The following is a 15005-nucleotide window of genomic DNA, read 5'->3' as shown; positions in this document are numbered from 1 at the left end:
CCGCAGGGAAGAAGGCGGGAGCGCCTAAGCCAACGTGCGCTCGACGATGTCGCGCAGATCCGCCGATAGGTTTTCGGCATTGGCGATCGAAACCAGCACTTCCCGAGCCTGGGCTTGCCTGCCCGGTTCGAGCGAGCGCCATGACCTGAGCGCCGTCGCCAGCCTTGCCGCCACTTGCGGATTGCGCTTTTCAACCTCGAGCACCGTTCGTGCGAAGAAGCGGTAGCCTTCGCCGTCGGCGCGGTGAAAGCCGGTCTGGTTGGCGCTGGAGAATGTGCCGATCAACGAGCGCACCCGGTTCGGATTGCCCATCGAGAAGCCGGCATGAGCGGTCAGGGCGCGAACCGTCTCCACCGCCTGCGGCCCAGGCACGCTGGCCTGGATCTGGAACCATTTGTCCATCACCAGCGGGTCGGACGCATATGTCTGTTCGAAAGCCGCCAGCGCCTTGCTTGCCTCCGGCGATCCTTGATGGCGATGCGCAAGCACGGCCAATGCGGCCGCCCGGTCGGTCATGTTGCTCGCGGACTGGAAATGCCCGGCCGCCAACGCCGCTCCACCTGGCAGCAGCGAGAGATAATCCAGCAGAATGTTGCGCAAGGCACGCCGTCCGGCACTCGCCGCGTCGGGGCTGAAAGCGCTCTTGTCGGCAAGGCTGTCGTAGAGGCCGGAAAATGCCTCGCCATTGGCCATGCCGATCGCCAGCGCAAGCGCCTGTCGGGCCGCATGGATGGCGTCGGGATCGATGTTCTTGCCGATGTCGCGGGCGATATCGGCGTCTCCAGGCAGCGCCAGGGCCAGGGCCCGATAGGCTGGCTCCAGCGTCTCGTCGCTGGCGATGCTGCCGGCAAGCTCGGTCAGCCGTGGGGCGAAGTCCGGCTGTTTGCCGCCAAGGATCTGGCGGAAGGCAGCGATCAGAGCATCGGTCAACAGCGTGTTGAAGGCCTGCCAGCGCGAGAAGGCGTCGCTGTCATGGCGGGCGAGGAAGTACTGGTCGGCCGCCTTCTGCTCGGCCGAGAGCGTCACCGGCGCCGAAAAGCCACGGTTGAGCGACACCGCCGGGCGCTCGGCCACGCCCGAGAAACGCACCACATGGCGACGCTTGCGGACATGGATGACGCCGTCTTCGACGCTGGCGCCCTCGACGCCGCTATACGCGACAGGTTTGCCGCCGGCGCCGATCAGGCCGAAGGCGAGCGGGATGTGCATCAGCCGCTTGCGGCTTTCGGAGGGGGTCGGCGGCACCGACTGCTCGATCTCGAGCGTGAATTCCTGTGCGGCCGGATTGTGCGTCGAACTCACCGTCAGGTTGGGTGTGCCCGCCTGGTGATACCATAGCGCGAATTGCGACAGGTCGCGGCCGGACGCGTCCTCGAACACCTTTATGAAATCCTCGATGGTCGCGGCCTCGCCGTCGTGGCGTTCGAAATAGAGGTCCATGCCGGCGCGAAAGACCTCGGCCCCGAGAATGGTGCGGATCATGCGCACCACTTCGGAGCCTTTCTCGTAGACCGTCGCCGTATAGAAATTGTTGATCTCGCGGTAGCGGCGCGGCCGCACGGGATGCGCCAGCGGGCCCTGGTCCTCGGGAAACTGGTGGGCCCGCAGCGTGCGCACCTCGGCTATGCGCTTGACCGCGCGCGAGCGCTGGTCGGCGGAGAATTCATGATCGCGGAAGACCGTCAGCCCTTCCTTCAGGCAAAGCTGGAACCAGTCGCGGCAAGTGATTCTGTTGCCTGTCCAATTGTGGAAATATTCATGCGCGATGATCGCCTCGATATTGGCGAAATCGGCGTCCGTCGCCGTCTCCTGGTCGGCCAGCACGTATTTGTCGTTGAAGATGTTGAGGCCCTTATTCTCCATTGCGCCCATGTTGAAGTCCGACACGGCGACGATGTTGAAGACGTCGAGGTCGTACTCGCGGCCAAACGCCTCCTCGTCCCATTGCATCGACCGCTTCAGCGCGTCCATCGCGTAGCCGGCGAGCGCCTCCTTGCCGGGCTCGACATAGATGCCGAGCTCGACCTTACGGCCGGACTTGGTGACGAAATTGTCGGCCACCTGGCCGAGATTGCCGGCCACCAGCGCGAACAAATAGGATGGTTTGGGGAAGGGGTCGTGCCATGTGGCGTAGTGCCAGCCTTCGGCGAGATCGCCGCTCTCGACCGGATTGCCGTTCGACAGGAGCAGCGGCGCCTCGTCGCGTCGCGCCTCGATGCGCACCGTGTAGACGGACAGGATATCGGGGCGGTCGAGGAAATAGGTGATGCGGCGAAAACCCTCCGCCTCGCATTGCGTGCAGTACACGTTGTTCGAGCGGTAAAGGCCCATCAAGGCCTCGTTGCCGGCTGGGGCCAGTTCGGTTTCGATCAGCAGTTGGAAACGAGGTGCCGCCGGCGGTTTGAGCAGGGTCAGTTGGTCGGGGCTCGTCAGCAGATCCGCCGGTCTCACCACCTTGCCGTCGACCTCGACGCGTTTGAGCGTCAACCCATCGCCGTCGAGCACCAGCGGAGCCGACGTGGATATGTCCTCGCGGCGTTCGACGGTCAGTATCGCGGCGACGACCGTTGCCTGCGGCGAAAGACGGAATTCAAGGCTGGTTTCCGGAATGAGGTAGTCGCTGGGGCGATAGTCCTCGAGTTTGAAGACCTGGCCTGTATCGGTGCGCATTCCCTGGCTTTTCCTGTCTTTTCCGGGGACCGGACATGATCTGACCGGTCCAAAAATTCGAAGTCCGCGCTCTTTACACGAAACACTCCCTCGACAAAACTGCGGCAGGGCCTAATTCAGGTCATCCTTTCCTTGTCGCGAGGCAGTCATGACGGCCGTCACACCGAAATTCGGGATGGGCGCTTTCGTTCGGCGCGCCGACAATTTCCCGTTCTGCCATTTCGAGAACCGTAGCGTGCCCTCGACCGCGGGCAGAGACGCATTGCCAAAGTGACATCAGGAGCGGGGGCGCAACCAGAGACGACGGGCGGCCACGGCACCCTGAGAGGCATCGTGCTGAAGATCGTCTCCGTGGCGGTTTTTGTCGGCATGCAAACCTGTATCAAGGCGGCAGGCGATGTGCCTGCCGGGCAGATCGTCTTCTTTCGTTCCTTCTTCGCCATCTTCCCGATCATTGTATTCCTGACGTTGAAGGGACATCTGGCCACGGCATTTGTGACGAAACGCCCCTTCAACCACGTCGCGCGTGGCGTCGTCGGCGTCGGTGCCATGGGGCTCGGCTTTTTCGCGCTCACCAGGCTGCCTCTTCCCGAGGCGATCACCCTGAACTATGCACAGCCGCTGCTGGTCGTGGTGTTCTCCTCGGTCTTCCTTGGCGAGACGATCCGCGTCTATCGCTGGAGCGCTGTCGCGATCGGCCTCATTGGCGTGCTCGTCATTTCCTGGCCGGAGCTGACGCTGCTCAATTCGGATGAAGGTCTCGACGACCAGGAGGTCCTGGGCGTCATGGCCGCGCTGGCGGCCGCGGCAATCTCCGCTGTCGCCATGCTGTTGGTGCGCAATCTCGTGCAGACGGAGAAGACGGCGACCATCGTGCTATGGTTCTCGTCGACGGCGAGCGTGCTCTCGCTGTTGACGCTGCCCTTCGGCTGGCAGTCGCTGACGCCAATACAAGCCACGTTGCTCATCCTCGCCGGCTTTTGTGGCGGGCTCGGCCAGATTTTGATGACCGCGGCCTATCGTCATGCCGAAGCCTCGGTCGTGGCGCCTTTCGAATACACCTCGATGATCCTCGGCGTCGTCGTCGGCTATTTCGTTTTCGGCGACGTGACCTCGCCCGGCACGCTGGTCGGTGGCGTGATCGTGGTCGCCGCCGGCATCTTCATCATCTGGCGCGAACGGCAGCTGGGTCTGGAGCGGACGCGCACCCGCAAAGCTGCGCTGCCGCAAGGGTGATCAGGACCGTTCCTTCGCCAAGCGTACCAGCATCGCCCGTGTCTGCTCATCGGCCGGGAAAAAGGATTCGATCGCCAGTTCCGAAAGGGTGACATCCAGTGGCGTGCCAAACACGGTGATGGTGCTGATGAAGGAAAGCACCGTATCGCCATGGGCAAGCCGCAGCGGATGCACGATCGCATTCGGCTCGACCGGCGCCGGCCGGCTGCTCTGCAGGCCAGAGGGATAACCGCGAAGCTCTTGCTCCAATGCCACCAGCACCGGGTCACCGGCAGCATCGTTCTGATGTTTCAGCCGTTCGAGCAGGTGGGTGCGCCATTCCTGGAGGTTCACGATCCGCGGCGCGACACCACCTGGGTGCAGGCTGAGCCGCAGCACATTGACGGGTGGCTGGAGCAGAGAGGGCTCGGAAACATCGGCCAGGAATGGCCCGATCGCCGTGTTCGCCGCAACCAGGTTCCAGTGCCGGTCCACCGCCAATGCCGGAAACGGCTCATGCCCCTTGAGCACCATCTCGACCGCCGCCATTGCCGGTGCCAGCGTCGTGTCGGTGAGCGGCCGTTCGCTGAAGCTCGGCGCGAAGCCCGCGGCCAGCAGCAATTGATTGCGCTGCCGCAGCGGGATCGCAAGCTGCTCGGCCAGATGCAGCACCATGTCGCGCGAGGGCGCGGCACGACCGCTTTCGACGAAGGAGAGATGCCGTTGCGAGATCTCGGCCTCCATGGCGAGGTCGAGCTGGCTCATGCGACGTCGCGTGCGCCATTCGCGGATCAGGCTACCGGCGGAGGTTTGGGGCGTTGTCATGCAGGACGACTAGGCTGACGCTGAATGCATTTCAATTACTTGCAAGGTCACCGCTAGCTTTCCCGCAGCTTCGCCTTCACTTCGAGGAAATCCCGCCATGCGAGCTTCTTGTGCGCGGGCGTGCGCAAGAGATAGGCCGGGTGCAGCGTCGGCATGGCCGGAATGGCAATGCCGGAACCCGTTGTGTGCACGCGCCAGTTGCCGCGCAGCCGCAGGATTCCTTCCGAGGTGTTGAGCAAGGTCTTGGCCGACGGGCCGCCGAGATTGATCAGCACCTTGGGATTGACCAGCTCGATCTGACGCTCGATGAACGGCCGGCAGATCTCGGTTTCGTGCGGCGTCGGCGTGCGGTTGCCGGGTGGGCGCCAGGGAATGACATTGGCGATGTAGACCAAGCTACGATCGAGGCCGATCGCCGCCAGCATTCGGTCGAGCAGGCGGCCCGAGCGGCCGACGAAGGGCAGTCCTTCAATGTCCTCATCACGGCCGGGGGCTTCACCGACCAGCATGACAGCGGCTTGCGGGTTGCCGTCGGCGAAAACGAGGTTCTTGGCAGTGGCCTTGAGATTGCAGCCCTCGAAAGCCGCCATGTGCTGGCGCAGCTCGTCCAGGGTCGTCGCCGTCATTGCCAGTTGGCGTGCCAGCGCCGCCTGCGCTTCGTCGGGCACGGCCGAGGTGGGCGGGCGCGGGGCCGGAGCATCCGGCACGGAGCGCCCATCGAGGCGCGGTGGACCCGCGGCCGGCTCCGGTACCTTGCTTTCGCGTGGCGCCGCCGCCGGCGTGCGCTCCGCCGGCTTCGGCACGGCCTCCGCGAACCGATTGACCGGCGCATCCTCCAACGCCTCGTCAACACCCGCGCTGGCATAGAAGGCGAGCAGATCGGCCAAATCGAGCGGATTGTTGGGAGAGGCGGCAGTCATGGCCGCACCATCGTCCGGGCGGGATCAATTTGCAACCTCGGCGAAGTCGGTCGCGGCAGCCAATCCCGCTTGCCAAGGTGAGGTCGCGGTCTAGCCAGTGGGTATGCGTGGATCCTGAACCAAATAGAAGGTCCATCGCGGCGTGTAGTCGGTCATCAGGAATTCGAAGCTGGCGGTCTTCAGCGGGTCCACCTTGCCGTTTTTGAACAGCAGCCGGTCATAGGGCTCGAAATCGCGGTCGAAATCGGCGAAATTGCTCGACCAGATATTGTCGGGCGTCTTGTTGCGCTGGTCGAACGAAAGCCCGTCTCCGAACACGCTTGGCTGGTCCAGTATTTCCTGAAGCTCGAACTGGAACTCGATCCAGGCCTGGCCGCTGTTGTTGAGCACGTCAATGCGCATATACATGATGCCATTGGCGAACTCGCCTGCTCTGCCGAATGCCTGGATTGGCTTTGTGGTGCGGATGGTCAGCGTCACGGGTGTCGCCGAATTCAGCTCTTCGGTGATGACCAGCGGATCGTCCTTGGTTCCGATGCCGGAGGCTCCGGTGATGCGGAAACCGCCAAGCTCGTCGGAAAACGAGTATGCGCCTGTCGCCCAGACCTTCACTTCATCCGCGACGGCATGACACGGGCTCGACGCCAGAAGGGCCAAAATAAGCGCCCGGCAGGCCCGGCCGGGCGTTGATGGAAAGCGCGTCGAAGAGAAGCCGCCTGGCCCGGGAATGCGCATGGCGGGAAGTATGGCCGATAAGCAAGCCGTCGAACAATAGAAAACGCAAGCCTGGCGGGTCGCGCCGCGCGGAAATGGCCTCTCTGCCGCGCAAAGCGCGACTCTTTGGCCAAATCGGCATTGTCACGTATGCGCCGGTTTCCTGTCGCCAATTGATGCGCTATGCAGCGCAGGAGCCAGCAAGATACGCCAACGGCGGCAAGCCAGTGCGGAGGGGTTGATGAGCGATATCGAACGCGAAAGCATGGAATTCGACGTGGTCATCGTCGGTGCCGGACCGGCCGGCCTTGCCGCGGCCATCCGCCTCAAGCAGGTCAATCCCGAGCTCTCCGTCGTCGTGCTGGAAAAGGGCGGCGAAGTCGGCGCCCACATCCTGTCGGGGGCCGTCGTCGATCCGATCGGCATCGACCGGTTGCTGCCTGGCTGGCGCGAGGAGGATGGTCATCCCTTCAAGACGCCGGTCACTGCGGACCATTTCCTGGTGCTCGGCCCCGCCGGTTCGTTCCGCCTGCCCAACATCTTCATGCCGCCGCTGATGAACAACCACGGCAACTATATCGTCTCGCTCGGCAACGTCTGCCGCTGGCTGGCTGGCAAGGCCGAGGCGCTCGGCGTCGAGATCTACCCAGGCTTTGCCGCGGCCGGCCTGCTCTACAATGAAGAAGGTGCCGTCACCGGCGTCGTCACCGGAGACATGGGCGTCGAGAAGGACGGCACGCATGGTCCAGGCTTCGCGCCGGGCATGGCGTTGATGGGCAAATATGTGCTGATCGGCGAAGGCGCGCGCGGTTCGCTGGCCAAGCAGTTGATCGCTAGATATAAACTCTCCGATGGCCGCGAGCCCGGCAAATACGGCATCGGCCTCAAGGAACTCTGGCAGGTCAAGCCGGAGAACCATCGGCCGGGTCTGGTGCAGCATTCCTTCGGCTGGCCGCTGGACATGAAGACTGGCGGCGGTTCGTTCCTCTATCATCTGGAGGATAATCAGGTGGCGGTCGGCTTCGTCCTCCACCTCAATTACAAGAATCCCTATCTGTCGCCTTTCGAGGAATTCCAGCGCTTCAAGACCCATCCGGCGATCGCGGGCACGTTCGAGGGCGCCAAGCGCCTGGGCTACGGCGCGCGCGCCATAACCGAGGGCGGCTGGCAGTCGGTGCCGAAATTGTCGTTCCCGGGCGGTGCGCTGATGGGGTGCGCGGCGGGCTTCGTCAACGTGCCGCGCATCAAGGGCTCCCACAATGCGGTGCTGTCGGGGATGCTGGCGGCCGAGCATGTCGCCGAGGCGATCGGCGCCGGCCGTGCCAATGACGAGCTTTCCGCCTATGAGGATGCCTGGCGGGCGACCGACATCGGCAAGGACCTGAAGAAGGTGCGCAACGTCAAGCCGCTGTGGTCGCGCTTCGGCACCATCATCGGCGTCAGCCTCGGCGGCCTCGACATGTGGCTGAACACGCTGTTCGGCGTCTCGCCGTTCGGCACGCTGAAGCACGGCAAGGCCGACTATGCCACGCTCGAGCCTGCCGCCCAGCACAAGAAGATCGTCTATCCGAAGCCGGATGGCGTGCTGACCTTCGACCGTCTGTCCTCGGTGTTCCTATCCAACACCAATCACGAGGAAAACGAGCCGGTCCATCTGCTGGTCGGCGACATGGACCTGCAGAAACGCTCGGAACATGATGTCTTTGCCGGACCTTCCACTCGCTATTGCCCGGCCGGCGTCTACGAATGGGTCGACAAGGACGGCAACGCCGCCGCCGATCCGCAGGCTAAGGATGTGCGCTTCGTCATCAACGCGCAGAACTGCGTCCACTGCAAGACCTGCGACATCAAGGACCCGAACCAGAACATCAACTGGGTGCCCCCGCAAGGCGGTGAAGGACCGGTCTACCAGGGCATGTGACCCCTGCGCCGCCGGGCCGTCCAGGGCGCGGCAGCAAAATTGCAGCGGAGTTCTGGCTGCGAGAGCATGCAGCGCAGCAGAACCGTTGAAACTATCACCGGCTTATGGTTCCCTTCTCCGGGGACAAGGAGAAGGCCGATGCGCCGGACAGTTCTGACATGCCTCGCCGTCATCGGGACACTGTGCGCGCCTGAGGCCTTGGCCGGCACCAGGGCAATCGTCCAGACGCGGACCTACGACATCACGGGAAACTCGGGTACGGCCTTCATCGACGCGATGGACAGCAAGGGGCCCAAGCACGGCTTCATGACGCATGCCATAGCCACAACCGCCTATACGGTCGACTGGGATCTCGGCGGAGGCCAGGACAACGGCGTCTGCCGGCTGCGGCGGGTCAACGGCACGCTCAATCTGTTCTACACCTTCCCTCGCGTCGGCTCGCCCATGGCGCCGACGTTGAAGAGGCGTTGGAACAGGTTTTTCGCCGGTGTTCGCGCCCATGAGGAAACACATGGGCGCATCGCCAGGGAGATGATGCGCGTGACAGAAAGGTCGATAACTGGCCTGCGGGTCGCCAACGACCCGTCATGCGACAAGGCGCGCGGCGAGGCTCGGCTTCGCATCAAGGCCGTTTATGCAGAATATGAGGCGAGGCAAAACGCCTTCGATCGGCGTGAGCATCGCGATGGCGGCCATGTCGAACATCTGATCGCTGCCTTGATCGGGAAACCTTGAACGAGCAATCCGTTCGCCATCTCAAACGCTTCGCCGCGGCGCGGGTGCTCCATTCGTTGATGCGTCAGCCCTGCGGCTCAGCAGGCAAATCGTGCGCCGCGAGCGCCGTGGCGTGCCCATCCTCAGGCTGTTTCTCATCGGACCGGACCGAGAATTCGACCAGCACCGGCAGGTGGTCGGAGCCGGCATCTTCCAGCCGCGTCGAAGACAGGATCGTCACGCCGCCTTTGCTGAACACCTGATCGATCGGCAGGCCTGCATAGCGGCGCAGGAAGTCGGGCAGCGTCCGGTGGATCCACGTCGGGCCGGCGGAAGGCATGAGTGTCAGCCCGCCGAGAGCCGCGACCTGCCGCACTGCGGCACTCCACGGCACGGCGTTGCAATCGCCTGCCATGATCGCGGTCTCGCCGAGCGCGGCCAGTGGCTGCGCCAGTTCGCCGATCTGCCAGTATTGCTCCTTCGGCCAGGGCCAGCTCAAATGAATCGCGGCGACATCGACATCGGTGCCGCCGAAGTCGACCGTGGCGATGGCCATCGCGCCGCGCGGCTCGCAGCGCGGCGCGGCGTCGGCGGCAAAGGGCCGGCGCGACAGCAGCGCCACGCCGAACATGCCGTTTGGGTAGGGGCAGAGGATTCGGTAGGGGTAGGCGCTGGCGATGTAGCCAAGCTCGGTCGTCCACATCTGCGACACCTCGTCGAGCGTGATCACGTCCGGATTGGTGCGGCCGATCAGTGAGAGCACTTTCTTAGGTGTTGGGTTGTTGAAGCGCAGATTCATCTGCAGCAGGCTGTAGACGATCTGGCCGGTCGGCTTGGCGGCCGCCTGTTGTGGCCACCATTTGGGCAGCGCACCCGTCGTTGTGGCCAGGCAGGAAATGGCGAAAAGCAGCCCAGCCGCGGCTTGCAGCCGAAACGAGCTGGCGAGCAGCGGCAGCGCCAGCAGTGCCATCAGCACGCTGAGATGAATGCGGAAATGCGAGAAGGAATCGAACGCCGGGTGCAGCGTGCCGAAAAATCCGGCCAACAAAGCGGCCGACAATGCCGTCATCGCCAGGAATGCCAGCCCAGCCGTCATGTTCAAGCGCGCGCCTGTTGCCATTGAGGTCGTGTCTGCGAGGTTGTATCCGCTGAATGCCGCCTGTCGGTCCGTTCGATTTGCTTATCGGCCAAATTGCGGCCTGAGCAAGACGACGAATTGCCTCGCCGAGGCTTCGCGGTCGCCTACTGGAATGCCGTTTCCGAAAAGCTCCGGAGCTTGCGCGAATGCAGCCGCTCCATCGGCATCTCCGCCAGCTTCTCCATCGCCCTGATACCGATAGTCAGGTGCTGCGCCACCTGCCGCTTGTAGAACTCGGTCGCCATCCCAGGCAGCTTCAACTCGCCATGCAGCGGCTTGTCGGAAACGCACAGCAGCGTCCCGTAGGGGACGCGGAAGCGGAAGCCATTGGCGGCGATGGTCGCCGATTCCATGTCGAGCGCAATGGCGCGCGACTGCGACAGCCGCTGCACCGGTCCGCGCTGGTCGCGCAGTTCCCAGTTGCGGTTGTCGATGGTGGCGACGGTGCCGGTACGCATGATGCGCTTCAAATCATAGCCCGACAGGCCGGTGACCTCGGCGACGGCTTCCTGCAGCGCGACCTGGATCTCGGCCAACGGCGGGATCGGCACCCAGACCGGAAGATCGTCGTCCAGCACGTGGTCCTCGCGCACATAGGCATGCGCGAGCACATAGTCGCCGAGCGCCTGGGTGTTGCGCAGCCCGGCGCAGTGACCAAGCATCACCCAGGCATGTGGCCGAAGCACAGCGATATGATCGGTGATGGTCTTGGCGTTGGAAGGACCCACGCCGATATTGACCATGGTGATGCCGCCATGGTTCGGCTTCTTCAGATGGTAGGCAGGCATCTGCGGCAGGCGCTGTGGCGCTACGCCTTCGCTGGGCGCGCTCTGCCCGGCCCGGGTGATAACGTTGCCAGGTTCGACAAATTCCGTGTAGCCGTCACCGCCCTTTTCCATCAGGTCGCGGGCGCGGGCGACGAACTCGTCGATATAGAACTGATAGTTGGTGAACAGCACGAAGTTCTGGAAATGCTGCGGGCTGGTTGCGGTGTAGTGCGTCATGCGGTGCAGCGAATAGTCGATGCGCTGCGCCGTGAACGGCGCCAGCGGCCGGGGCTCGCCGAAGGCCACTTCGAACGTGCCATTGGCGATCTGATCGTCGGTGCCGTCGAGATCCGGCACGTCGAATAGGTCGCGGATCGGCCGCTTGATGCGTTCGGCAGCGGCGCCGTCGACATAGGTGCCTTCCAGAAAAGCGAAATGCAGCGGAATCGGCGTGGTCGATTCCGAGACGGCTACCGACACGCCGTGATTGCGCATGATCAGCCGAAGCTGCTCGATGAGGTAGGTCTCGAACAGGTCCGGCTGGGTAACCGTGGTGGCGAAATGACCTGGTGTTGGCATGTGGCCATAGGCCTGGCGCGAATCAACCTGGGTGAACGAACTCGTGGTGACGCCGATCTCGGGGTAGAAGGCCCGGTAGCGCTTGCTGCTGTCGCCGCCGGCGGCTAGGGCCGCGAAGGAATCGCGCAGAAACTTGGTATTGCGGTCGTAGAGCACCTGCAGCGCGGCAACGGCCTTTTCGGCGTTATCGAAGCTTTGCCGGCCAAAGGGCTCGGGCATGACGACAGATTCGATGGCTTGGGGATAGATTCGCTTTTCCATGGCTCAATATAGAGACTTGGACGGGCGGTTGGGAGGGGGCTCGCCGCCGAAGGCGCTCAAAGCGCCCTTTTTTCTTCAACCCCGCTGCAGGCTGACCAGCAGTACGAACCCGACGCCTGACTTTCTGAGCGCCGGCGCCTCGATCGTCGAGCCGCTATCGGCGCGCATCATCGGCACCGCCAGGACCGGAGCGGCCAGAAGTATCAGGATGAGCGCCGCCCGCGGCAGGAGCCGGAGGGTCTTGGAGAGGTTGGCGGCGATGCGATTCATGATCTCTGTGCTTTTCTTTTCGAGGTCCGGGTTCTCTGCTTCAGTGACGAAAATCGGTCGGGCAGGCGAGATGGCACATTCTGGTGGCGCCGTCCCAGGAGCGCGGGGAACGGCCCGCTTCGGCGACAAGGATGGCGAAGAACATTCCAAACAGGCTCATCAGCAGGCAGACGATGGTGAAGCGGCGAGCAAGCATTGGGTCCGTGTCTCCTTCAACACGCATGAGAATGCCCTGACGCCTCTGAACCGGCTCTGATGCCGGCGTTCATCTGCCGTTCAAATTGATTGAAGGGATGTTGACTGGGTTGCGGCAACCAGAATGCCGACCGAGCGCTGCCTGCTCATCGCCAAAGCGGAAACGGGGCCCGCCAGGCCCTGTTTAGAGATCACACGGAAATGGTCGCTTAGAGTTTATGCCAGGTCTGGCTCTTGCAGATCAGTCCGCCGAGCACGCAACCGCTCATCTTGAGCGAGGCGCCCGACAAGGTTGCCTTGCCCGAATAGGTCTTGTCATTTGCCGGATCGGTGATGTTGCCGGTGTATTTGTTGTCGCCGGCCGCCTTGAGCGAGCCGATGGTCTTGCCGGCATATTTGCCTGATTTGAGCGTGATGGAGAACGAGCTGCTGCCTGAAATGGCAGCGGTGTCGCCGGCTTGCGTTTTCCAGTTGCCCTCGATCGGATCGGCCCACGCCGCGCCGCTCAGGATCAAAGTGGCCGCCAGGGCCAGGCTCACTTTTCGAGACATGTCTTCCTCCCTTTGGATAGCCGGCCGGATGCTCCGCCTCGCCGGTCTGCCGCTTACGCAAACGTAAGCTAATCCAGCTTCCGTCAAAACGAAAGCGGTGCCGCAACGGAAGGCTTTGGCATTTCGAAAGCGCCTGAATCCGCCCTGTCGGCCCGGAAATGAAAACGACCGGCGCCTCGTGTTTGTTTTCTAGGGTTAGCAGAGTGTTGACCGCGCGCTCGAAAATTTTCGTCAAATTTGGCGAAAACCGGCTGAATTGCTGACTTCGTATCCTTAACGAATTTTCGCGTTTACCTCTTGTTTTAGCTTTGTTTTCCTCAAATTAAGCACGCCATTTAACGACGGATTCAAGCCTGCGCGGCATTCTCGAAAGCATCGAAAGAGCGGCCCGGACAAGACGAACGGAGGCAGCTCTCGGGAGCCAGACAGGGGACTAAAAATGGCACGTTTTGAAATGCTTGAAGCAGGCTTCGGCGCCATGGGGGCAACTGCCCAGGCCGACATTCTTTTCGAATTGGGCATGATGTATGCGACCGGCCGCGATTGCGAAACCGACGTCGTTGCCGCCCACAAATGGTTCAACATCGCCGCCATCAAGGGATCGGCCCGCGCCGCCGAGTTGCGCTCGGAACTCTCGGCGGCCATGTCGAAGGTCGAGATCGCCAAGGCGCTGCGCGAAGCCCGCGAATGGATGACCATGCACTGAGTTCCGCCAGACGGGGACGCTCCGGCCAAGACCGCAGAAAGACGGTCGGGCCAACAGGGAAAAGGCTGCGCAGACAGCCAGGCCACGGCCATCGACAACGAGAATGCGGCACGCCGACAGGTCCAAGCCGCGCAACGGACCATGATCCCGAAGACTCCGGTTTTCGGAAGGATCATGGCCAACATGAAGACAGGGAAGGTGGGTTGGGTTCAGCGCGGGGGCGCCGGGGAAACAGCCTGACCGGCAAAAAAAGCCACGACCGGCCGGAACAAGGCTGGCGTGGCTTTTTGCGTGGATGAGGCCGCGCAGGCCTAATCGAGTGGCGCCAATGCGCCTAGACAGGTCCGATGAAGGATGAAATTGTCCCGCCTCTCTGGAAGAAGCGCGGCCGGGCGGCCGCGCGTGAATGGAGGAGTTCTATTGTCATGAAAAAAATGAGTGTTTTGAGCGCGGCCATTTTCGGCCTGATGATGAGCGCGCCGGTCGCGTTCGCCGAGGACATCACCATTTCGGTGGTCGGCCCGATGACCGGACAGCTCGCCACCATCGGCGATCAGTTCAAGCAGGGCGCACAGGCCGCCGCCGACGCCATCAACGCGGCTGGCGGCGTCAACGGCTCCCAGATCAAGCTCGACATCGAAGACGACCAGTGCGATCCCAAGCAGGCGGTGTCGGTCGCCAATCGCATCGTCGCCAACAGCGTCAAGTTCATCGACGGGCATGCCTGCTCGGGTTCCAGCATTCCGGCCTCGGCGGTCTATGCCGAAGCCGGCGCCCTGATGATGAGCCCGGCTTCCTCGAACCCGGTGCTGACCGATGCGGCCGCCAAGGCCGGCTGGTCGACAATCATGCGTCTCTACACGCGTGACGACGCACAGGGCGCCTTCATCGGCCCGTGGATCGCCAAGAAATACGCCGGCAAGAACGTCGTCATCCTGCACGACAAGAGCGCTTACGGCCAGGGCGTGGCTGATGCCGTCAAGGCGACCATGAATGCCGGTGGCCTCAAGGAGGTCTATTATGACGCCATCAACCCCGGCGAGAAGGACTATTCGGCGCTTGTCACCAAGCTGAAGGATCTCAAGGCCGATGTCGTCTATTTCGGCGGTTATCATCCTGAAGCTGGCCTGATCCTGCGTCAGTCGGCGGAACAGAATTTCAAGTTCCAGCTGATCATGCCGGACTCGATCGCTTCGCCGGAATTCTGGCAGGTTGCCGGCCCGGCCGGCGAGGGCACGATGTTCGTGTTCCCATCGGATCCGCAGGCAAAGCCGGAAGCCAAGGCAGCCGTCGAGAAGATCAAGGCCGGCGGCTTCGTGCCGGAAGGCTTCACGCTGTTCTCCTATGCCGTGGTCCAGGCATTCGCCGAAGGCATCAAGCGTGCCGGCAGCGACGATCCGGCCAAGGTTGCCGAGGCGCTGAAGAATGGCACGGCGATCAGCACCGTTGTCGGCGACGTCACCTTCGACGAGAAGGGCGACCTCAAGAATGCCAGCTACGACATCAACCAGTGGCATGACGGCAAGTACGCGCCGATCGCGCAGTAATCGCCCTGGCAC

14 protein-coding genes are annotated in these 15005 nt (G+C 62.9%); 5 read left to right on the top strand and 9 right to left on the bottom strand.

Going from position 1 to position 15005, the window contains the following annotated elements; translation table 11 throughout:
• Positions 1-24 precede the first annotated feature (24 nt).
• Positions 25-2670 (bottom strand): aminopeptidase N, encoded by a 2646-nt coding sequence (pepN, locus tag FJ527_RS18575; protein WP_140823788.1) that lies wholly within the window; start codon positions 2668-2670, stop codon positions 25-27.
• Positions 2671-2940: 270 nt separating this feature from the next.
• Here pepN and FJ527_RS18570 point away from each other — a divergent pair, with 270 nt between their 5' ends.
• Positions 2941-3906 (top strand): DMT family transporter, encoded by a 966-nt coding sequence (locus FJ527_RS18570; RefSeq protein ID WP_140618532.1) that lies wholly within the window; start codon positions 2941-2943, stop codon positions 3904-3906.
• Here the strand turns inward: FJ527_RS18570 and FJ527_RS18565 are convergent, their stop codons facing one another.
• From FJ527_RS18565 to FJ527_RS18555, 3 genes are all read right to left on the bottom strand, one after another.
• Positions 3907-4710, bottom strand: coding sequence for a helix-turn-helix transcriptional regulator (locus FJ527_RS18565; RefSeq protein ID WP_015318612.1), 804 nt, complete (start codon positions 4708-4710; stop codon positions 3907-3909).
• 53 nt (positions 4711-4763) lie between these two features.
• On the bottom strand, positions 4764-5630 hold the full coding sequence (locus FJ527_RS18560; protein WP_140823787.1) for a uracil-DNA glycosylase: 867 nt from the start codon (positions 5628-5630) through the stop codon (positions 4764-4766).
• 90 nt (positions 5631-5720) lie between these two features.
• Entirely contained in the window at positions 5721-6365 is a 645-nt protein-coding gene (locus FJ527_RS18555; RefSeq protein ID WP_015318610.1) for a hypothetical protein, read from the bottom strand.
• Between the two features lie 220 nt (positions 6366-6585).
• Here FJ527_RS18555 and FJ527_RS18550 point away from each other — a divergent pair, with 220 nt between their 5' ends.
• The gene (locus tag FJ527_RS18550) at positions 6586-8265 is read left to right on the top strand and encodes an electron transfer flavoprotein-ubiquinone oxidoreductase (RefSeq protein WP_140823786.1); all 1680 of its coding nucleotides are present in this window, start codon (positions 6586-6588) and stop codon (positions 8263-8265) included.
• A 138-nt stretch (positions 8266-8403) separates the two neighbouring features.
• Entirely contained in the window at positions 8404-9000 is a 597-nt protein-coding gene (locus FJ527_RS18545) for a DUF922 domain-containing protein (RefSeq protein ID WP_140823785.1), read from the top strand.
• A gap of 64 nt (positions 9001-9064) precedes the next feature.
• Here FJ527_RS18545 and FJ527_RS18540 read toward each other — a convergent pair whose 3' ends face one another.
• The 5 genes from FJ527_RS18540 to FJ527_RS18525 all read right to left on the bottom strand — a co-directional run bounded on the left by FJ527_RS18540 (position 9065) and on the right by FJ527_RS18525 (position 12740).
• A complete protein-coding gene (locus FJ527_RS18540; protein WP_181166404.1) occupies positions 9065-10075 on the bottom strand; it encodes an endonuclease/exonuclease/phosphatase family protein in 1011 nt (336 codons plus the stop codon).
• Positions 10076-10221: 146 nt separating this feature from the next.
• On the bottom strand, positions 10222-11682 hold the full coding sequence (locus FJ527_RS18535; protein WP_246677741.1) for an AMP nucleosidase: 1461 nt from the start codon (positions 11680-11682) through the stop codon (positions 10222-10224).
• A gap of 117 nt (positions 11683-11799) precedes the next feature.
• Positions 11800-11994: a hypothetical protein gene (locus FJ527_RS18530; RefSeq protein ID WP_015318605.1), complete on the bottom strand. Its 195-nt coding sequence runs from the start codon at positions 11992-11994 to the stop codon at positions 11800-11802.
• Between the two features lie 40 nt (positions 11995-12034).
• Complete coding sequence (locus tag FJ527_RS29345) at positions 12035-12190, bottom strand: hypothetical protein (protein ID WP_181166393.1); 156 nt, start codon at positions 12188-12190, stop codon at positions 12035-12037.
• A gap of 208 nt (positions 12191-12398) precedes the next feature.
• Positions 12399-12740 (bottom strand): DUF2147 domain-containing protein, encoded by a 342-nt coding sequence (locus FJ527_RS18525; RefSeq protein WP_140618524.1) that lies wholly within the window; start codon positions 12738-12740, stop codon positions 12399-12401.
• Between the two features lie 439 nt (positions 12741-13179).
• Here FJ527_RS18525 and FJ527_RS18520 point away from each other — a divergent pair, with 439 nt between their 5' ends.
• Together FJ527_RS18520 and FJ527_RS18515 are read left to right on the top strand one after the other, a co-directional pair.
• Complete coding sequence (locus FJ527_RS18520) at positions 13180-13446, top strand: sel1 repeat family protein (RefSeq protein ID WP_010915070.1); 267 nt, start codon at positions 13180-13182, stop codon at positions 13444-13446.
• Between the two features lie 425 nt (positions 13447-13871).
• The gene (locus FJ527_RS18515) at positions 13872-14993 is read left to right on the top strand and encodes a branched-chain amino acid ABC transporter substrate-binding protein (RefSeq protein ID WP_140823783.1); all 1122 of its coding nucleotides are present in this window, start codon (positions 13872-13874) and stop codon (positions 14991-14993) included.
• Positions 14994-15005: the final 12 nt, after the last annotated feature.

The sequence above is a fragment of the Mesorhizobium sp. B2-4-18 genome (assembly GCF_006441385.1).
GTDB classification, from domain to species: domain Bacteria; phylum Pseudomonadota; class Alphaproteobacteria; order Rhizobiales; family Rhizobiaceae; genus Mesorhizobium; species Mesorhizobium australicum.
The sequence above is the reverse complement of the archived record's forward strand: the minus strand, read 5'-3'. Positions and strand labels throughout refer to the sequence as shown.